This window comes from Mycobacterium sp., assembly GCF_035314665.1.
Taxonomy (GTDB): Bacteria; Actinomycetota; Actinomycetes; order Mycobacteriales; family Mycobacteriaceae; genus Mycobacterium.
Genome location: NZ_DATFZD010000355.1, coordinates 1 through 21,010, shown reverse-complemented (window position 1 = coordinate 21,010; position 21,010 = coordinate 1). Strand labels below are relative to the sequence as shown.

Sequence of the window (21,010 nt, the reverse complement as noted above, 5' to 3'; positions counted from 1 at the left end):
TGGACTGCTCCGGAGTCGATGGCGCGGCCGTTGTCCAGCCCGGCTAGACCACGCCATGAGTGGATCGCATGGCGCGCGAGTGCCACGATCGGGGCGGCCTTGGTTCCCCCATTCGCGTGCGTGTGGGCCCGCAGCGCGTTTCCGGCTATAACATCCAGTTTCGCCGGATGGTTGCTATTTACCAGTGCGGTCGAGTGGTATGCGGCCCGCATGGCATGCACTCCGCCGACGCGTAACGTGGGGCCACCGGCGCGGTGAACGGTGCGAGCGGCGCGATCTGCGGCGTCCCAGGCGGCGATGGGTGGCATGTCGCCAGCGGCGACCATGCGGTGCAGTTCGGCGATGCTAATGATCGCCTTGGCCGCAGCTCTCCTGGCGTATCGAATGACACCCCATGTGGGGCTGGCCAGAAGTTCGGCCACCCATGCGTGAATGACGGTGTCGGCAACATCGGTGGTTCCCACGGTCTGCCAGGCGAGTTCGAGTGCCAGAAGGCTGTTTTCCGGCGACAAGTAGTCGTCGGGGCCTGCTAGCAGATCGTTGCTTAGTTGAACGAACGCGGCTAGCGGGCGTGCCGAACAATCGGGGAAGTCGGTGATGTGCGTGTCGCCGTTGATGTATGAAATCACGTTCATCGCACAGCCTTTGCCCGATCCTGGCTGGTGCGATCCTCTGGCGAGCCTCAGTGGGTGTGTGATCCTGTCGAGGTCCATTTTGGTTTCACTCCTTTTCGGCACTGCATGCCTTTGCTTCACGGGCTATACCGGCCAGGGATAACCCGACCATGACGGTGATGGCTGCCAACACAACGGCGACGATGGCGTTGAAGAGCAGCTGCCTGACATACGGGCCTTCCGCCGGATAGTTGAATGGCGGCGTCTCGCAGCCGACAACATCACCGCGTTCATCAGCTCGGTATGCGGTGATCATTCGTTCCTCTTCTCGACTACCAGCAGCTGGCGACCAATGGTGCTGCCGGATAGGTGGATTCCCTTCGCTCTAAGAGTCGCGCGTCACACCAGAAAAGTCGTCGTCGCTAACCCCCATTGACCATGCCTGCCAGTGACGATCTGCGGCTACCGGCTAGCTGCAACAAGCTCGGATAGCCTTCTACTTCTTAGGTCATCCAGTCGTCGTCTTCGGTTTTCTGGGCTGGAACTTCGCATGGAGGGCTCGCTGTTGCCGGCACTCGGCGGCGCAGTGTTTTGGCTGGCGACGCACGAATCAGGTAACGCGATGCAGCTGGGAATACGGCACGACTACGGGGTTGTCGCAGCCGAGAGGTGCCCGACGAGGTTGATAACCACCATCAGCAACGCCGGATATCCCACGCAGCTAAGGACTTTCGACGGTAACCGGTACGCCGATGCGTACACCAAGAATAGATCACACAACGGGACTTACCTCGGATCACGTTGTGATTCGGTGTCGAATCACAACGACCGTATCGGCAGCGTGCCGATCTCAGTCGTGTGTTCCCAATGGCTGATGAACTGAAGCTGAGCGCTTCTGAGCACGCGTTGCTCGATGAGGTCAGCGCCTCGGGCGACGCCGCCGGTCGCTGCGAAACCCGCCGCGACCCGCCGTGCGCCGTCTGTCATGGTCATTGCCTGCCGAACTTTTGTGGACAGCCGAGCCGCGGACAGCTTCTTGGCCGGTAGACGGGTTCCGCAGCGGGCCACCTCGACCCGCCGCGCGACCTCGAATTGGTCACGCCCAAACGGCACCACGCACACCGGAACCCCTCGGGCAACGGCCTTTTGGGTCCCACCCATGCCACCGTGCGTAATCGCACACACCGCGCGGTCCAATACGGGGCCGTGCGGCACAAATTGGACCACCGTCGCGTTGGGTGTGAGTGGGATGTCGCTTGCTAGCCCGGCAGGCAGTGTCGCAACCACATGTACCGGCTCGTCCGCGAGCGCGGTCATCGCGGTCCTGACCAGCTTTTCATCGGCCTGCTGTTGCGATGACGTGGTGACAAGGACGATCGGCCGATCGATCGCCGTGAGCCAGTCAGGAACCCTATCCATGGCCGGTTCGAACATGCACGGGCCGATCATCTGTACGGCATCGCCCCAGTCAGTCTGCGGATACTCGAACGGCTTGCCGCTTGCCACCAGCATCAGCGGGGCCCGTCGCATGAACTCATCCGCCGATGCAACCGGCGGCGCGCCGGCGATCGCGCGAATCTTGTTGCCTGCCGGCAATACCGCCCTCTCCATCATGCCGATCGCGACGGGCCGCAGCGCGGCGTCACGGACCCGGCCAAGCAGGCCGGGCAGTGGAGCCAGACCCAGCCCGAAGGGCGGCACTCCACGTGATTGCAGAGCCGGCGTGTAGGGGGACAAACACGCCCACGGAGTGTCACGCGCGTCGGCGACCGACAGGGCACCCCAGCAATTGACGTCGACGAGCAACGCGTCGGGACGCGTTCGCTCGACCGCATCGGCGAAGTCGGCGACTTCGTAGGCAGCGCGCCGGCAGAACACGTCGACCGCCCTCTTCAGGGCACCACGAGGACTTGAAGCCTTCCAGTCATCGTTGACGATCGCCTCGATTCGCGGATCGATGGCATCGGTGCTGAAACCCAGCTTTCGCCCCATCTCCACACCCGTGGACAGGGTCCGAAGATGAATCTCGTGGCCGCGGGCGGACAATTCCAACAGCAGGGCGCTGAACGGAAACAGATGGCCGAGCGCCGGCGAAGTATAGGCCAAGATCCTTGCCATTGTTCTCACATCTTCTGGGTGCGGGTTGAGCATCGGGTGTCTCACATTGTTTCCAATGAACGGTTCCGTGTCAGTACCGCTGGCAACCATATGCACTGGGTGCCAACCACTATTCGCCGGCCGGAACCGCCCGTCGCGCTCGCCCTGACTGGCGAATAGTGCTGGCACCCAACGCGAATGGATGCCAGTTATACCGACACCGCACGCTTTATAAGCGACACTGTGGAGGTGTCGACAAGAACCCTACTCAGGCATCGCCGCAACGGTTTTCCCGTTAGCACAGCGGCATTCGTCCGAGGGTAGGCGTCGGTGTGTAGCGCAGTTCTCGTGCTGTCGCTGCTCGCGGCGATCGATCCGGTCCGGATCGGGATCACGGCGCTCTTGATTGCACGGCCAAGGCCCATGCTCAATCTGCTTGCCTTCTGGCTCGGCGGCATGGCAGCGGGCATCGGGGTCGCGTTCGCTGTGCTGCTTTGGCTACGCGATTTCACGCTCTCCGTTATGCGAGCAGTAGTTTCGGCCGCCAGCGGCACGACTGTCGTTTACCTACAGGTTGCGATCGGCGTGCTGGCGGTGTCCGTCGCAGCTCTGCTGGTGGCGCGCTTCTGGGCGCGGCGGCGCGCACGCCTGCCGGTGACCGGTGGTGAGTCCTCGGTCCTTCTGCCAGAGCGGAATACACCGCACGGATCCAGCCGACCGTCGATCCGCGGCCGGCTCGAAGGCGGGTCGTTCGTGGCAGCGTTTGTCGCCGGCATCGCATTGGCGACGCCGCCCGTTGAGTACATGGGGGCGATCGTCGCGATCGTGGCCTCGGAACCAACTGCGGCTGCGCAAGTCGGCGCGGCCCTCATGTTCACCCTCGTGGCGTTTACGGTCGTCGAGGTCCCGCTTGTCACCTATCTCACAACGCCGGCGCGGACGCTGGCCGTCTTGCGGCGGCTCAACGCTTGGATAAGCGAGCGACGCCAGGCCATCCCGGCGGTGGTCGTCGGTGCAATAGGCTTCTTACTCTTGGCTACCGGCGTGGGCAAGGTCTGAGTCAACGCAGTGGCGGCACCTTAGCGCCCGAGGGCTGCCTGACCATTGTCGGCGGGCACCGCCGCGACCGCGATATCGGATCGATCCGGCGCACCGCCAACCGCGATGTCGTCGAGGTCGGGCAGTGCCCGCATGCAGACCTCCTGCGCCTCCTCGGCAGAGAGCCCATACACGACGAGCAAGTCTTGAGCCAGCCGGTCGGCGGCGTGCGCTGCGTCCCGCCCCCGCTGGTCGTTAAGCAGTTGTACGAGCCCGAATAGTGCTCCAGCGGCCAGTGTTACCGCTAGTTCGAGATCGTGGATCTCGAAACGGCCAATTTGGTCGCGCGCTGCGATGTCTCGCAGCGCGCGCGGCGACAGGCCGCGATCCGACAGGAGCCGGCCCAGTCCGCCGTTGAGCAGCACGCGAACTTCGGCGGGTCGGCGCCGAAGCCACCGAACTGTCAACCGGAAGCTGCGAGGCGAACAATTCGGCGGGGTCATCCACGGGTGGCAAGCGGTCGAGCAACGCGCCGAAGGTTTCGTTGAGCGCAGCCTCGAACAGCTGTTCCTTGCTGTCGAAGTGGTTGTAGAACGAGCCCATGCCGACATCGGCGGCTTGCGTTATTTCCAGCACCGGGACGTTGACCTTACCCACGGCGATGAAGCCTTGCGCGGCTTTGATCAAAGCCGCCCGCGTGCGGTGCTTGCGCCGTTCCAGCCGATTGGCCAGCCCGTGCCGCTCGTATGTCATCGAGCTCCTGTCAATCTCGCGCACGTCGTGGCTTCCATTGCGTAGGCCGTTTGGCCCCCCGCACTCAGATGCTGCGCTTCACGGCGGTGTTGCGCATCCGGAACCATTTTCCGCTGTCGTGCAACCCGTTTCGGCGCCCACCAATTCATCCGTCCCATCACGTGCATGAATGCCGGCACCAGAAGCATGCGTACCAGCGTCGCATCGGCCAGCACCGCCAGCGTGAGTCCCACTCCGAACATCCGCATGAACGACACCTGGGCAGCGATCAAGGCGGCAAATGAGATGGACATGATCAGCGCCGCGGCGGTGATCACCCGCCCGGTTCTGGCCAGACCCAGCGCCACGCTCTCGTCGTTGTCGGCCGCCGTCCGGTTGGATTCCAGCCAGTGCTCGTGGATCCGCGACACAAGGAAGACCTCGTAGTCCATCGACAACCCAAACGCAATGCAGAACAACATCACCGGCATGGTGAGCACCAGCGTGCCGGTGGCGGTGGTACCCAAGCCGCCGAGGTGACCGTCCTGGAAGATCCACACGAGAGCGCCGAATGCGGCGCTCAACGATAATCCGCTGAGCAGCAAGGTTTTTAGCGGCATGACCACGCTGCGGGTGAGTGCGAACATCACCACGAAAGTGATCACGGCGATCACAGTCAAAACGAGGGGCACCCGCGAGGTGATTGCATCGGCGGTGTCACGGTTCACCTGGGCGACCCCGCTCATCAAGACCTGCTGACCGCTCGGGCCTCGGATGGCGTGCAGCCGGTCCAACTGGGTGTTCGAGGCCTGCGAGAAGAGCGGCGCGCTGCTGGCCACCGTGAGAAATGCGCTGCCGTCTTTGATTGCCGCCGCGGCCGACGGCGGTCCGACCAGCGCACCGGCGACGAACGTGCCGCCCGGCGCGGAGACCGCCGGCACGTCGGGCACCAACGACAGCAGGGCGGCATAGTGATTCAACGCCTCTGGGGTCACATCGCGAATGTCCGGGATGACCACGGTCACGTTCGTCGTCACGTCAGCGCTGAAATCGGCGCGCAGCTGATCGCCAACCTGACGCGCCGTGCTCGATGTCGGTAGCACGCGATCATCCGGGATACCCCACTTCAGTCCGAACACCGGCATGCCGAGTGCGATCAGCAGGGCGACGATGGCCAGCCCGAGCGGCACGGCCCGGCGAATAACGAACCGTGCCAACCGGTAGAAAAACGTCTGCTCGACCGGGCGTGGGGACGCGTTCGCCCGCGACGACCGGCGCCTGAGCCAGCGAGGACCCTTGGAGTCCAGTCGCGGACCGAGCAGGGCGATGGCGGCGGGCGTCACCACGATCGCCGCGATGACCGTGATGGCCACTACCGCGATTGCCGCGTAGGCGAAGGACTTCAGGAAGGGCATCGGGAACAGGACCAGCGTCGACATTGAGAGCGAGACGGTCATCGCCGAAAAGAGCACGCTCCGGCCGGCGCTGGCCATCGTGCGGACAAGCGCCGCGTCCCGCTCGGCGCCATTGTCAAGTTCGTCTCGGAATCGGCTGATAATCAGCAACGTGTAGTCGATCGCCAGCGCCAGCCCCATCGCCAGCAACAGATTGAGCGCGAAGATCGAAACGTCCGTCACGAATGTGAGTGCCCGCAGCGCGGCCATCGAGCCGAAGATGGCAACACCGCCGACCGCCAACGGGATTGCGGCTGCCAGGAACCCACCGAACACCCACACCAGCACCAGGAAGCTCACCGGGACCGCGATGAATTCCATCACCTTCAGATCTTCTCGGGTTTGAAGGGTGATTTGCGCATCGGTCATGGCCCGCCCGCCGGCGCGCACCGTCACACCGTCACGGTCGTAAACAAAGTCGTAGCTGAGCGTCTCGGCGTGCTTGGCCGCGCCGCTGTTACCGCCAGTGATGCTGGCAACGATCAGACCGGTCTTGCCGTCCTTGCTCACCAGCGTTGTCGACGCCGACGGTGGCGCCGTCCAGGGCGAGGTCACGTGCGCCACATAGGGGGAGTTGCCCAGCTGGCGCACTATGTCGGTGCCGACTCGCTGGGCGGCGCCGCTGTTCACCCCGTCGTCCGAGCTGACGGTGATCAGCAGTTGCGTATCGCCCTGATTGAACTTGCCTGACTGCAAGTTCAGCGCATGCGTCGATTCCGCGGTCGGATCCTGAAAGCCACCCGAAGACAGGCTGTTCGCGACCGGTATGCCGAACACCGCTGCGCTCGCCATGACCAACACCGCAAGTGCAATGATTCGCCGCGGCGCGCGGATCCCGAGCAAAGCAAGCCGCTCTAACGCGTTCAAAAGCGAAGCACCGCCCCTTCGATGGTCAGGCCGGGGCCGAACGCCAAGAGGACGCCGTACTCTCCACGGCTCGGCTTGTCGACTCGCAGGATGTTTTCCAGGACGAGCAGCACCGTGGCCGAGGCGCAGTTTCCGGCGTTGGCCAGGACATCCCAGCTCGCGCGCAACTGCTCGGGCTGCAGCCGCAACTGTTTGCCCAACTTGCGAACGATCTTCGGGCCACCGGGATGAATTCCCCAGTGCGCTATATCACCCGCCGAAAGTCCCAGCGGTTCGAGAAGTTTGGCCAGAAAACCCTCAATGTTCTCCTCCAGAACCGCCGGCACACCGGCGGCCAGCGTCATCCAGAATGACCGGTTGCCGACGTTCAAACTCATCATCGTATGCTGGTCGTACAGTTGCTCGGTATGCGTACGTAGGAACTGGATTCCGGCACCGTCGGGCGCCGAACCCAATAGCATCGACACGCTGGCGTCGCCGAACAGCGCCTGCGTGATCAGTGATTCCACCGGATCCTCTCCGGGCATCAAGCTGTCCCGGATGTGAGCAGAGCTCAGTTCGGTCGTGTTGCAGATCACCAGCTCGTCGGGTCGGGCTGCGACGCTGTCCATTGCCACCTTGATGACGTTGAGCGCCGCATAGCAACCCATGTGGCCGATGAAGGTGCGACGCAAATTCGAGCGCAGCCCAAGCTCTTTGGCAAGCAGAAGGTCCGGACCGGGGTTGACGTAGCCGGTGGAGCAGGCCATGACAAGACTGCCGATTCGGCGCGTGTCCAAGTCACCGATCGCTTCTTTGAGGGAACGCGAGGCAACGTCGATGACCGCCGCACTGTGGGCTGCCATCCGGTCGCCGGTGAGCAGGCCGGCGGCCTGTTGCAGGCTGTCCGGGTCCCACATGATGTTGCGTTTCTTGACCTTTGTCGATTCGACTATTCGCTTCACGAACCGGACCGACGACACCCGCTCGAAGAATTGCCAGGTCTCCTCCTGGGTCACCTCGAACGGCGGATGCGCGGACGCGATGCCTAACAGTGTGGGCCGGCTGGTCGTCGCGCTCGCGGTCAGGTGCGCAGGCGACAACGCGTCAAAGGGATCTGCTCGATACATTTGTTATGTTCCTTCTCGCTCTATCCGACGGGCCGGGGGTTTTTGCTGCGTCGTGCCAACGCTGCACGAGCCTGGAGCAGTTCTCCGTTGGCCGCCTGGACCAACAACCTTGCGGCCGTGACCTTTTTCGGCGCAGACAACTGCCCTGTCAGCCATTGGGTGAGCGCCTCGCGTCGGCGCAGCTTTCCACTGCTGGTTCGTGGCAACGTTCCCGGTGCCAGCAGCTCGACATGGGCCGGCAGGATGCCGGTGTGCTGCTGAACGCGCGATGCGACGTCTTGCGCCAAACTCGGGGCGGCGTCGGAAGTCGTTTCGACAAGCATTGCCAGTGCCTCGTCTTCGTCACCTGGCGGCACGAATCCCACCGCGACGGCGCAGCCTGTGCGAACGCCCGGCAGGCCGTCCAACGCCGCCTCAAACTCCTCGGGGGCGTGGTTGGCGCCGCGCACGATGACGATGTCCTTGTGCCGTCCGCATACATAGAGCTCGCCGTCGTGTATGAACCCGCGGTCGCCCGTGTGGAGCCAACCGTCGTGGAACGCCTGATCGGTGAGGTCGGGGCGGCCGAAATAACCGGCCATGATGCTGGGGCCCGAAACGAAGATGTGACCGACATGCGCATCTGGCAGCGCAATTCCACTGTCGTCGCGTATCTCGACCCCCATACCGGCCAGCGGAGGGCCAACGCTGACAATCTCTTTGCCGCCCGGTTCGACGACGCCGTCGGAGGCCAGTTTGTCGCCGTCCACACCCAGGGCTTTAAAGGACGTGCCCACCGCTTTGAATGTCACGGCCAACGACGCTTCCGCCATGCCATAGCACGGCGTGAACGACGAAGCGCGAAAACCCCAACGCCCGAACCGCTCACTGAACCGCCGCTGCGCTTCGGCGCTGACCGCCTCGGCGCCGTTGAGGCAGATGCTCCATGAGGATAGGTCCACGCCCTCGAGTTCGTCGTCACGTATCCGCTTGAGACACAGGCCGAAAGCGAAGCTGGGCGCCGCCGTGATGGTCCCCCGATGCCGTGAGATGGCTCGCAGCCACGCGCCGGGTACCGCAACGAAAAGCTCCGGAGGAAGCAGGACCAGCTTTCGCCGAAGATGGAAAGCGCTGAGAAGATTTCCGATCAATCCCATGTCGTGGTAGAGCGGCAGCCAAGTGACGCCGACAGTCGGTGCCCCGTCTGCGGTGATGTAGTCCTCGAGCGTCGCGAGATTCGAGAGCAGATTCGCGTGGGTCAGAGCCACCGGCTTGGGATCGTTTGTCGTGCCCGATGAGAATTGGATCACCGCAATGTCGTCAGCGGCGACTTTGACCGCCTCGGAGATCGGGGCGCCCAGGCTAGACGCTGTCACGCACCCAAGCGCAGGAGCCGAGTTGGCAACTGCGACCCCCAAAAAGCGCCGAATGCGTTCGTCGGTCACCACCATAACCGCATTCACTGCGTTCAGCATGGTCGTTGTCCTGCGGTGAAACTCGTCGAGTTTCCCCAGCCGCAGAGGCGGATACAGCGGAACGGGGATCGCGCCGGCGCACAGCACGCCGAAGAAGCATTCGACGAACTCCGGGCAGGTGGGAAGCACGATGGCGACGCGGTCGCCCTTACGTACCCCGCGACGCACCAGGTCCGCGGCAACAGACAGCGCTTGCTGGCGGATGCGGGCGAACGGGACTTCATGGTCTTGCTCTTTCCGGTTCACGAAGACCAGGCCGAGCTCCGATTGCGCTGCCGCGTCGAGCATTTCGATCAGCGTGGCCTGCTTCGGCCGGATCGCGGGTGCCCCTCTCATGACTGCTCCGCAATGCGACCGACCACGAGGGTTGCCAGATCGCCGATGGTACGGAGATCGTCGGCGTCCTCCTCTTGCAGTTCGATGTCGTAGTATGCCTCGATCTTGAAGACGACCGACATGAACTTGAGCGAATCAAGACCCACGTCCTGAAGAACCGAATCCGCCTTCAGATCGACTTCTGTCGCTTCAACCTTGACGAGATCAATGATCTCCTGGGTGACCTTGGGAAGGGTCACGGACCCTTGTGGTACGGATAGCATGCCCTGAAGTCTTGCTTGCCAAGCCCGGATAAGCTTCCCTGCCAACGAGAATCGCTCCTACTGGCTAGCCGCAACCTTTCCGGGACCGCCGGTTGCCGAAACGTGCCGTCAGACATCACGGAGGCCTCCGGTGATCGAATTGCACGCGAATCCTCAGCAGAAAGCCGGCGTCCCAACGACTCCAGGCCACCACTTCGACGGCTTTAATAGTGTTCCGCGTGATCTCGGCCTATCAGGCCGGAACACTACCGCCGGTACACACCGTCTTCGCCGAGCCTGGACGCCGGGTCGAGGAGCATCTGCGCTTCCTGGGGCTTCTCGGGAGCGTCGTGGTCGAACCGACGGCCGGCGGGCCGCTGGTAGAGCGTCGGACCGCCGGCGATCGCGGAGGCCAGTCTGCGTTGGCCGGCCAGCAGGCGGGCATCCGCGCGCCGCTGGTAGTCCGCGCGCTGCGCTGGATCCAGCGCCGCCAGGTACGCCTGCGGGTGCACCAACGCGACCAGCCCCGAAACGTGGCCGAACCCAAGACTGGTGAGCATCCCGGCCTTGAGCGGGAACTTCTCGCCGAGCCGCAGCGTCTCGCGCACCCAGACGAAGTGGGCCGAACCGGCCAGTTCGTCATCGACGCAGTCCAGGCTGCGGTTCGGTGGGATCACCCCGTCGCGCAGCATCTGGCACAAGCCCATCATCTGAAAGACCGCCGCGCCGCCCTTGGCGTGGCCGGTAAGGCTCTTCTGCGACACCACGAACAGCGGAGCACCCTCGGAGCGGCCCAGCGCGTCAGCAAGCCGCTCGTGCAGCTCGGTCTCGTTGGGATCGTTGGCCAACGTCGACGTGTCGTGCTTGGAGATCACCGCGACGTCATCAGCACCCACGCCGAGCTTGGCCAGCGCACGTGCCAGCGGCGAGTCCTTGCCACCGCGGCCCGCGCCCAGCGCGCCCAGGCCCGGGGCCGGGATCGAGGTGTGCACACCGTCGCCGAAAGACTGCGCGAAGGCCACCACCGCCAGCACCGGCAGGCCCATCTTGAGCGCCAGGTCACCGCGGGCCAGCAGGATGGTGCCGCCACCCTGGGCCTCGACGAAGCCCAGCCGGCGCCGGTCGTTGGGACGCGAGAACTTCGAATCGTGAATGCCCCTGCCGCGCATCATAGAGGTGTCGGCGGTGGCCGCCATGTCACCGAAGCCGATGATGCCCTCGTGCGTCAGGTCGTCGAAGCCGCCGGCGACTGCCAGCTCGGCCTTGCCCAGCCGGATCTTGTCGACGCCTTCCTCCACCGACACCGCGGCCGTCGCGCACGCGGCAACCGGATGAATCATCGCGCCATAGCCGCCGACATAGGACTGGACCACATGTGCCGCAATAACATTAGGCAGCAGTTCCTGCAGCAGGTCGTTAGGCTTATTACGCCCCAGCAGGTTTCCGTGGTACATCGCCTGCATCGAGGTGCTGCCGCCCAGGCCGGTCCCCTGGGTGTTAGCTACCATGCTCGGGTGCACGTAGCGCATCACCTCGGCGGGGCTGAACCCGGCGGATAGGAACGCGTCGACGGTCGCCACGATGTTCCACACCGCCAGTCGGTCAATGGAACTCGCCATATCGGGGCTGATGCCCCACACCGTGGGGTCGAACCCGGTCGGGACCTGGCCGCCCACGGTCCGCGACAGCTTGGTCTTGCGCGGCACCCGAATCTCAGTGCCCGCCTTGCGGATGACCTGCCAGTCGCTGGAGTGGGGCACCGGCCGGATGACCGTGTGCTCCGGGTCGAACTCGACGAAGGCACGCGCGTCGGCCTCCGAGGACACCACGAAGGCGAAGTCTTTGTCCAGGAACACCGACACCAGCAACGGCGACGCGTGGTCGGGGTCGATGGCGCCGTCATCGACGAACTCACGGATGCCGCAGCGTTGCACCACGGTGTCGTGGTAGCGCTCGACCAGCTCGGACTCATCGACCAGCTCGCCGGATTCACTGTCATACCAACCCGGTTGCGGGTCGTCCTCCCAGCGGACGAGCCCGGTGGTCCAGGCCAGCTCCAGCACGCCGGCCGCCGACAGTTCGTTGTCGACCTCCATCTCGAACCGGGTGCGCGACGAGCCGTACGGGCCCAGTTCGGCACCACCGACGATCACCACCAGGTCGGCCGGGTCGACGTCGAGATCCTTCCACGACGGCGGGGGCGCCGCCGTGACCCCGCGCGGCGGGGATGGCAGCGCGGCGATAGTGTCGTGCGGCGTCGCGTCCGTGGTGTCCGCGTTCGGCGTGGCCTGCTCGCGGGCTTTCGCCGCCAGTTCGGCCATGTCGAGGTCGGCGTCACCGAGCCCGCCGGTCAGGTCCGCCGTAATCGGCGCGCTGGCCGCGGCCACCTTGGACTCCACGTCGCACAAGTTCAGCAGCATCGCGGCCATCTCGTCGGTCGAGTAGGTAGTGACACCGGCCTCCTCGACGGCGTCGACGATGGCGTCGTTGTGGCCCATCAGGCCGGTGCCCCGGGTCCAGCCAATCAGCGCGTGCGCCAGGCTCACTCGGGCCGCCCACGAAGACTCGGCATGCCAGCGGCTCACCACGGCGTCCAGCGCCGACTTGGCCTCACCATAGGCGCCGTCGCCGCCGAACATCCCGCGGTTGGGCGAGCCGGGCAGCACCACGTGCAGCCGCGACGCGATATCGCGCTCGGCGCCGATCTTCGACAGCCCGCCGATCAACCGCTGCACGGCCCACAGCAGGACCTTCATCTCCATCTCCGAGCGCGCACCGGCCTCCGACAGATCCCCCGCCACGCGCGGCGCCGCGAACGGGAACAGCAACGTCGGGGTCTGCGCATCCTTGATGTGAATCGACTGCGGCCCCTGACTTTCGGTTTGCTCAGTGCCGACCCAGCCGACCAGCGCGTCGATGTCGGAATAGGACGCCATGTTGGCCGGCACCACCCACAGCGCCGCATCGAAGCGGGCGCTGTGCCGGTAGAGCGTGCGGTAGAACGCCAGCCGGTCGTCGTCGAGCTTGGACGTCGTCGCGATCACGGTGGCACCGCCGTCGAGCAGCCGCGCGACCACCGATGCCGCGATCGAACCCTTCGAAGCGCCTGTCACCACAGCGATCTCGCCGCTGCAGGGGCCCGGGTCGGGATTCTCCGCACCGGCGGCGATCCGGCCATACAGCGAGGCGTGGATGATGCGTCCGGCCGCGAGCGCCTTACCCTGCCACCAGGTGGCCTGGGTGGCCACGACGTGGCCGGCGCCCTCGAACCGCGCGGATAGATGCGGCCAGTCGGCGTCGATGTCGCCCTCGTCGATCAACCACAGCTTCACCAAGTCCTCGCGGGCGCTGGCCCACCGGTCGTCGAACACCACGGCCTTCTTGGCGTCGAACACCGGTGACACCAAACGCGGCCAGTCCGCGCCCAATTCGGCGGTGACCAAGTCGATGAGCTCGGCATCGGTGGCCGCCGGCGACGCGCCGACGGGATCATCTAGCCCCAGCTGGCCCAGCACCAAGCGCGCCGCCGAGGCTAACACACCGTCGCGACCGGTGATCTGATCGGTAATTTCGCTCAGCGCCGCCGGGTCGATGGTCGCACCCCCGCCACCGCCCGAAGACGGCAGCGCCACCGAAATGCCACGCCGCGCGGCGACCGAAGCGACCGCGGCGTCGATGACCTTGTCCACAGACGCCGCATCGGCCAGCGCGCCCTCGTGCAAGTGCCCCATCGCGCCACCGCGCACACTGGTCCCCTCGCGGGTACCCAGCGCGACCTCGACCGTGACATGCTTAGCCCAACCGTCGCCGAGCTCCCAGGTCTTCCTGACCCGCTCCGCGATCGCGACGGGCCGCTTGCCCGAAGGCCCCAGAACCGTCCGCAACTGATCGTTGATCGCGTCCGACAGCACCCGGCCGAACGGCTTGTAGGTGCGGGCCAGCTTGGTCACTTGGCGTTTCAGCGATGTCAGGTCGGAATCGGCCGCGCCGTCGATCGCGCCGAGGTTTAGTTCGGCGCCCAGGTCGACGAGCAGCTGGTTGCGCCGCGATGACGCGCCGTCGGTGATGGATTCGATGGAGTCCAGCTCCTCGATCTGGTCCATGCGCATCTTGGACGACAGCGCAATCAGCGCCAGGGTGGCGTCGGCCGCGTCGAAGGCGATGTCGTCCGGACGGACCGTACCCGACGGCATAGCTGGCGCCGGCGCAGGCGCGTCGACCGGCGCGGCGACCTCAGCGGCGGGGCCGCCCGGCTCCGCTACCTTTTCGGGCTCCGGCTCGGGGTCGGTGTCGGTGGCGAACAGCACCGCCGCGTCGCGTTCCGAGTTGAGCACTTCCACTGTGCTATGGGCATATTCGGGCAACTTGAGGGTATTGGCGGCGAGCCCCGCAACCGTCGGCGCGGACTTGACGCCGATCTCAACGAACCGCTCCACACCCAGACCACCTGCCGCCTCTTCGGTAAACAGCAGATCCTGGGTTTCGATCCACCGCACGGGGCTGGCGAACTGCCATGCCAGCAGCTCGATGACGACCTTGCGGCACAGCTCGCGCGGCTTCTCGTTACGCCACGTGTCGTAGTCGGCGAGAATTTCGTCGAGCGGCTCGGCCGGGACCAGGTCGCGGATCTCCTGGATGAAGTCGCGATCCAGTGAAAACGGCCGGGGTACCAGGTTGGGGATGTAGCGCCCGACGAGCAGCTCGGGATCCTTGTCGTGGACCCTGACCCGTTCGACCGAGCGGCGGAAATCGGCGACGCCGGTCCGCAGCACGATGGAGTGGAACGGCACGTCGATGCCGGGTACCAGGATGAAAGACCGCTTGCCGCCGGTGATTGCGCGGCGCCGCTCCACCTCGGCTTCCAGCGCTTCCAGACCGCGCACCGTGCCGGCGATCGCGTACTGCGAGCCGCGCAGGTTGTAATTGACGATCTGCAGGAATTCCCCGGTGCGCTCGGCGATTTCACCGACGAACGCGGGCACGTCGTCGTCGGCGAGGTCGATCTGCGAGGGCCGGATCGCCGCCAACCGGTAGTTGGAGCGGCCCAGCTCGTCGCGCGGCACGATGTCGTGCATCTTCGAGCCGCGCTCAAACACCATCTCCAGCAGCTCTTCCAGTTCGTAGAACCCGTTCGCGCAGGCCAACGCGGTGTACTCGCCGACGGAATGCCCGCAGGCGATCGCACCCTCGACAAACGCGCCGCGTTCGCGCATCTCGGCGACTTGGGCCGCCGCGACGGTGGCCATGGCCACCTGGGTGAACTGGGTCAGGTAGAGAACGCCTTCGGGGTGGTGATAGTGCACACCGCTGGCGATGATGCTGGTCGGGTTGTCGCGCACCACGTGCAGGACCGAGAAGCCCAGCGTGTCGCGGGTGAACTTGTCGGCGGCGTCCCACACCTTGCGGGCCGCCTTGGAGCTGGCCCGCACGTCCATGCCCATGCCCTTGTGCTGGATGCCCTGGCCGGGGAACGCGTAGACCGTCTTGGGGGCGGCCAGCCGGGCGGTAGCCGACATCACCAGCTCCGAGCCGACGCGGGCAGCGACCTCCAAAACCTCTGCGCCCTGGTCGATTCCAACGCGGTCGACCCGGATCTCCACCTCGTCGCCCGGGCGCACCATGCCCAGGAAGCGCGCGGTCCAGCCGATCAGGCGGGCCGGCGGCTTGGCGCGCCCGTCGGTGGCGGCCACGACGTGCTGGGCGGCCGCCGACAGCCACATGCCGTGCACGATCGGCGATTCCAGTCCCGCCAGCAGCGCGGCCGCCCGATCGGTGTGGATGGGGTTGTGGTCACCGGACACCACCGCGAACGGGCGCATGTCGACCGGCGCGGCCAGCGTGACGTCGCGACGGCGGCGACGCGCGGTGTCGGTGGCATTCTCGGTGGCATCGTCGGACAACGCCCCACCGGCCCGCACGGGGTCTTCGAGTTCCATGGTGCCGGTGCGGCCGCGGATCGCGAAGCGTTCCTGCAGTCTGGCCAGGACGGTGCCGGCCGGGTCGGCGATCGTGACGGACACCGGCACGACTCGGCCGACTTCGGTGTCGGTCACGGTGGCGGCAGTTGCCGTAATGCACAAGTCGATGGCGGCTTTCGGCGCCGGCGCCAGTAGTTGGGCGGCGTGGTCGAGGTGCACGAGGCTCAGCAAGCCCTCGACCACCGGGATGCCGGTGTCGGTGGCCGCCGAGCCGACGGCCGCGAACACGGCGGGCCAGCATTTACCGACCAGCGCATCGGGCACGACGGTTCGAGTCGGCGCAAGCGGCGCTCCGAACGTCGCGGTGACGCCGGTGTGATCGGCGACCTGCTCGGGATCCCACTGCGCCGTGACGGTGGCTTTACCGTCGATGACCGGACGCAAAAATTCCGGGCCGGCGGCACCGGCGGCGATGGCCAGCATGGCGCGCATCGCGCTGCTGGCATCGTCGGTGGTGACCAGCGGCAGACCGCCGTCGCGGACCACGTCGGTGACGGTGAACGCGATGTCGATCCACTTTCCCGACAGCGGAATCCGCAGGACGACGCGGTCCTCGTCCACTACGTCCAGCCGTGCCGAGGTGAAAGAATGTGTAGCACTGCGACTTTCGTGCACATGCCAGTCGTCCGGGTTGCCGACGCGGTGCACCGGGTTGGTCGCCATCCGTCCGGCCCAGAACACGTCGGGTGCGTCCAGCACCACGGCCAGGGGGCCGCTAACGTCGTTTCGGCCGCGGCGACGGGCCGCAACGGGCTCAGGTTGCCGCTCGGCGGCCAGCACCTCGTCCATGGCGGCTTGCTCGAAGCGGTCGAGCAATTCGCCGACGGGTTCGTCGGCGCGGGTGATGCCGGCCGCCGCCGCCGGGCCGGGGATGATGCAGACCTGATCGGCGTCGTAGCGCGCGTCATGCGCCTGCCACAGCGAGTCGCTACGCCACCACCGGCGCACGTCCTTGTCGATGACCGGCACGAAATTGACCGGCTTGCCCGGCGTCTTGCACAGCTCGACGAAGAACGGCACGTCGGCCGGGTGTAACTGGACGGTCTCGGCGTCGGGATAGCGCTCGACTAGGGCCGCGACGGCCTGATTCGGGTATTCGAGCCGTCGCTGGTCGGTGAACAGCGTCTCGATCCGCCCGAAATCCTTTGGGTGCAAACGGGATTCGGCCCGCTTCAGCATCCGCTCGAATCGGTCACGCCAGGAAGTGTCTAGCCATCGGGTGTGCGCCGATGCGGTGTCGGCCGTTGAATTTCCCTCGCCGATGGTCAGCTCGACGTAGCGCTGCAGCCACTGCAGGTACGTCATCTCCGCAACGTCGCCGAAATATGGTTTGGCGGTGCGTGCCATCGCGGCGATGATCTCCTCGCGGCGCTCGGCGACCGCCTCGGCATCGCCGGCGACCTCGTCGAGCAGCCGGCCGCAGCGGGATGCGGAGTTGTCGATCTCGTGGATGTCCGCACCCAGCTGGCTGCGGCTGGAAGCCATGCCGCCCTGGGCTTTTCCGGCGCCGATCCACTGGTTGGTGCCGTTGGTTTCGACCAGCATCCGCTTGACCGACTCCGATGTGGTGGCCTCCTTGGTGGCCATCGCTGCGGTGCCGACCAGGATGCCGTCGATCGGCATCAGCGGGTACCCGTGTCCGGACGACCAGCGCCCGGAGAGGTATTCGGCGGCGCGCTCGGGTGTGCCGATGCCCCCGCCGGCACAGACGGTGATGTTGGGACGCGACCGCAACTCCGAGTAGGTCGCCAGCAGCAGGTCGTCGAGGTCTTCCCAGGAGTGGTGGCCGCCGGCACGGCCGCCTTCAATCTGCACGATCACCGGCTTGGTTGGCACCTCCGCGGCGATGCGGATGACCGCGCGGATCTGCTCGACGGTGCCGGGCTTGAACACCACGTGGCTGATGCCGATGCCGTTCAGCTCGTCGATCAGCTCGACGGCCTGCGCAAGATCGGGGATGCCGGCGCTGATCACCAGGCCGTCAATCGGGGCACCGGACTGGCGGGCTTTCTGCACCAACCGTTTTCCGCCGATCTGCAGCTTCCACAGGTACGGGTCGAGGAACAGCGCGTTGAACTGGATCGCGCGGCCCGGTTCGAGCAGCGCGGTGAGCTCGGCGACGCGGGTGGCGAAGATCTGCTCGGTGACCTGACCGCCGCCGGCGAGCTCGGCCCAGTGACCGGCGTTGGCTGCGGCGGCCACGATCTTGGCGTCGACGGTGGTGGGCGTCATGCCCGCCAGCAGGATCGGCGAGCGCCCGGTCAGCCGGGTGAATTTCGTCTCCAGCTTCACCGAGCCGTCGGGCAGACTCACGACGGTGGGCGCGTAGCTCGACCACGGCTTGGCCACTTCGGGCACCGCCCCGGCGGTGAACAGGTTGCGTTGACCGCCGCGGGTCGCCGCGGGCACGATGCCAACGCCGAGACCACGGATCACCGGGGCGGTCAGCCGGGTCAGGATGTCGCCGGGGCCCAGATCCAGGATCCAACGAGCGCCCGAATCATGCAGGGCGGTCACCTGATTCACCCAGTCGACGGGGTGCACGAGGATGGCGTGGGCCATGTCGTGGGCCAACTCGGCGTCCAAGCCGATCGTGGCAGCCCAGCCGTCGACGAGTTTGACCGCGTCCGCCAGCAGCGGCGAGTGGAAGCCGACATCGACGCGCACCGGTTCGAACGTCGGGTTGAACACCGCGCCGCCGCGCAACTTGTTCTTACGTTCGGCTGCCTCGGCGTCGGCGACCCGCTGGCAGTGCAGCTCGAAACGGGTCAGCTGCTCGGGGGTGCCGGCGATGACGGCCGAGCCCCGGCCGTTACGGATGGACAGCGTCGGCGGAAGCACGGTCTGGATGTCCTTGCCGAATTCATTGAGCAGTGCTGCGATTCGGTTGGTGTCGGCGTTGGTGACCGAGACCATCGGCGAACGGTCGCCGAGCATCGTGATCCCGCGCCGCCGGGCCACCAGCGTCCCGGCCGCACCGATCAGCTGCGCCAGCGCGAGCAGCTCGACGTCCTTGGCGCCAGCGGCACGCAGTGCTTCGACGGCCAGCACGCCCTGGGAGTGGCCGGCGACCGCGGCTGGCGGAGCGGCGGCGAAATCCATACCCTGGCTGATCAGCGCGCTCATGGCGGCGACCTGGCTGAGCAGCACACCGGGCACCGAGCATGCCGCCGACATCAGCTGCGCGGCGCCGGGGACCGGCTCCTCGGCGGGGGCGCGGACCCATCGCAGCGGGTCAAAGCCGATCGGACGGACCACGACCAATTCCCGGGCGACCGGCTCCAACATCAATTCGGCCTGGGCGAGCAGCCTCGCCAGTTCGTCCTCGGTGCCGGCTGACGACACCAGCTCCTCGAGGGTTTCCAGCCAGGCGCTGCCCTGGCCACCGAACGCGACAGCGTATGGCTCGCCGGCGTTGAGGCGATCGACCAAAGCATGGGTGGCGTGGCGCGGTTGTGCGGGATCACCGTCCCCGGTGGCCGATATCGGGTCGTGTACGTAGACCGTCACCTCATGAAGCTCCTCGTCGATATGTCGCGCCAACACGCCGATCACGCCGCCCTGTGGGTATGTTGACCGAGCCCGTTTGACGACCTGCGCGACTCGTGCACCCACCTGATCTGACGATTCCTCAAGATTGGGATAGCGAGTATTACGCGCGTTACCAATCCTCGATTGACCACTGGGAAATGTCGTCGGCGCCAGCGCCCAATTACGATTGGCGTTAGTAGCAGCGGTACCTTACTGGCTAGCTGGAACGCCACCGTCGTTTGACCTCCTGCCAGCGATGAATGACCGCGATGAACCGGGTTTGATGCCGGCTTCATGATTGAGCCGTGCCGACAAGGCGAAGAGCTTGCCCGCGGCCACGGGTGCGAAGGGTCAGTCGGACCGAAGGTGATATGTCCCGGCCGCTAACAAGGAGCGACGTCACCGAACTCGATCAGGCAGCGCCAGCGCCGAGCCGAGGTCCGCGCCTGGGCACGCCCCGCCGGCCCGTGCAGCAAACCCGGGATACGTGAAATAGACCCATCTTCGACGCTTGCCTCTAGTACTGTACAAACACTTGGACGGTCGGGAGGTGTATTCGCGTGAACGCCAAAGTCAGGCGGCGAAACACCCAACGGATCCTCGGTAAGCTCTGGGCTCCCGCGGTGATCCTTGTTGTGTTTGTGATCGCCGGTTACGGCGTACATACGGTTCGGGGCAGGAGTGCGAACATTAGCCATCCCCCGGTGACAAGCGCCATCCCCGCCACCGTCATACAGATCAATCCCAAGAACGTCACATACGAGGCTTTCGGCGACCTCGGCAGTGGCGGCAGAGTCACATACGCGGATCTCAACAGCCGGCCCATCGAGGTCACCCTGGCGTCGCTGCCCTGGTCTATTTCGGAGACAACGATGTCGCCTTCGGCCACATTGAGCCTCGTCATGCAGGTCGACGGCGATGCGGCCGGCTGTCGCATCCTGGTCGACGGCAAGGTCCGCGATGAACACCTCGTCTCCCATCCGAGCGCCGCGGTCGCGTGCACGGTGAACGCAGCATGACCGGTCAAACGCCGAATACACACATGAACACTGGTGACGAGGTCAAGCGGCCGTTCTTTCCGAAACTGGCCCGGAAGCTGGCATTGCCGATCTTCTTGTTCTGGTTGTTGGTCGCTGCCGTGGTGACCGTGTTCGTGCCCTCGCTCGAGAAGACCGTCGCGGCCAACGCGGAGGCGCTGGTCCCGCGGGATTCGCCGTCGTCGCAGGATGCGGTCGTTGAAGGCCGCGCATATCACGAATCCGACTACACCAGCGCCGCCGTCATTCTTTTTGAAACCGAGGGCCGCAGGCTTGGTGAGCAGGATCATCGGTACTACGACGAGCTAGTCCGCCGATTACTGCGCGACAAAGAGCATGTGCAGTCACTGCTGAACCTGTGGGGAAAGCCGGTGACGAAGTCGGGACAGCAGAGCGCCGACGCTGAGGCCGCTACGCTGACCGTCCGCCCAACCGGCGACACGGGTGAAGCCTCCGCGAGTCGGTCGATTGCCGCTGTTCGAGACATTGTGGCGAAGCTTCCAAGACCGAGCGGCCTTAAC

The 21,010-nt window shown here is 65.6% G+C and carries 10 protein-coding genes and 2 pseudogenes; 3 read left to right on the top strand and 9 right to left on the bottom strand.

Annotation, left to right across the window (positions count from 1 at the left end; genetic code table 11):
- From VKI00_RS24635 to VKI00_RS24625, 3 genes and pseudogenes are all read right to left on the bottom strand, one after another.
- Positions 1 to 635, bottom strand: a pseudogene (locus VKI00_RS24635) (hypothetical protein); the annotation flags it as partial.
- A gap of 85 nt (positions 636 to 720) precedes the next feature.
- Complete coding sequence (locus tag VKI00_RS24630; RefSeq protein WP_324442185.1) at positions 721 to 930, bottom strand: hypothetical protein; 210 nt, start codon at positions 928 to 930, stop codon at positions 721 to 723.
- A 503-nt stretch (positions 931 to 1,433) separates the two neighbouring features.
- On the bottom strand, positions 1,434 to 2,732 hold the full coding sequence (locus tag VKI00_RS24625; RefSeq protein WP_324442183.1) for a glycosyltransferase: 1,299 nt from the start codon (positions 2,730 to 2,732) through the stop codon (positions 1,434 to 1,436).
- A gap of 327 nt (positions 2,733 to 3,059) precedes the next feature.
- Between VKI00_RS24625 and VKI00_RS24620 the strand changes: the two genes are divergently transcribed.
- The gene (locus VKI00_RS24620; RefSeq protein ID WP_324442181.1) at positions 3,060 to 3,770 is read left to right on the top strand and encodes a GAP family protein; all 711 of its coding nucleotides are present in this window, start codon (positions 3,060 to 3,062) and stop codon (positions 3,768 to 3,770) included.
- A gap of 20 nt (positions 3,771 to 3,790) precedes the next feature.
- Here VKI00_RS24620 and VKI00_RS24615 read toward each other — a convergent pair.
- The 6 genes and pseudogenes from VKI00_RS24615 to VKI00_RS24590 form a co-directional block, all read right to left on the bottom strand.
- Positions 3,791 to 4,502 (bottom strand): annotated as a pseudogene (locus VKI00_RS24615) (TetR/AcrR family transcriptional regulator).
- Entirely contained in the window at positions 4,499 to 6,727 is a 2,229-nt protein-coding gene (locus VKI00_RS24610; RefSeq protein WP_324442179.1) for an MMPL family transporter, read from the bottom strand. Before VKI00_RS24610 ends, VKI00_RS24615 begins: the two are co-directional and overlap by 4 nt.
- Positions 6,728 to 6,798: 71 nt before the next feature.
- A complete protein-coding gene (locus tag VKI00_RS24605; protein WP_324442177.1) occupies positions 6,799 to 7,911 on the bottom strand; it encodes a type III polyketide synthase in 1,113 nt (370 codons plus the stop codon).
- A 20-nt stretch (positions 7,912 to 7,931) separates the two neighbouring features.
- Positions 7,932 to 9,701 (bottom strand): fatty acyl-AMP ligase, encoded by a 1,770-nt coding sequence (locus VKI00_RS24600; RefSeq protein WP_324442175.1) that lies wholly within the window; start codon positions 9,699 to 9,701, stop codon positions 7,932 to 7,934.
- A complete protein-coding gene (locus VKI00_RS24595) occupies positions 9,698 to 9,940 on the bottom strand; it encodes an acyl carrier protein (RefSeq protein ID WP_324442173.1) in 243 nt (80 codons plus the stop codon). Before VKI00_RS24595 ends, VKI00_RS24600 begins: the two co-directional genes overlap by 4 nt.
- A gap of 269 nt (positions 9,941 to 10,209) precedes the next feature.
- Positions 10,210 to 19,407 (bottom strand): fatty acid synthase subunit beta domain-containing protein, encoded by a 9,198-nt coding sequence (locus VKI00_RS24590; protein ID WP_414687282.1) that lies wholly within the window; start codon positions 19,405 to 19,407, stop codon positions 10,210 to 10,212.
- Positions 19,408 to 20,075: 668 nt separating this feature from the next.
- On the opposite strand from VKI00_RS24590, the gene VKI00_RS24585 reads away from it, so the two are divergent.
- Positions 20,076 to 20,471, top strand: coding sequence for an MmpS family transport accessory protein (locus VKI00_RS24585; protein WP_324442187.1), 396 nt, complete (start codon positions 20,076 to 20,078; stop codon positions 20,469 to 20,471).
- A partial coding sequence (locus VKI00_RS24580; RefSeq protein WP_324442171.1) for an MMPL family transporter occupies positions 20,468 to 21,010 on the top strand: 543 nt, incomplete at its 3' end. The genes VKI00_RS24585 and VKI00_RS24580, both read left to right, overlap by 4 nt.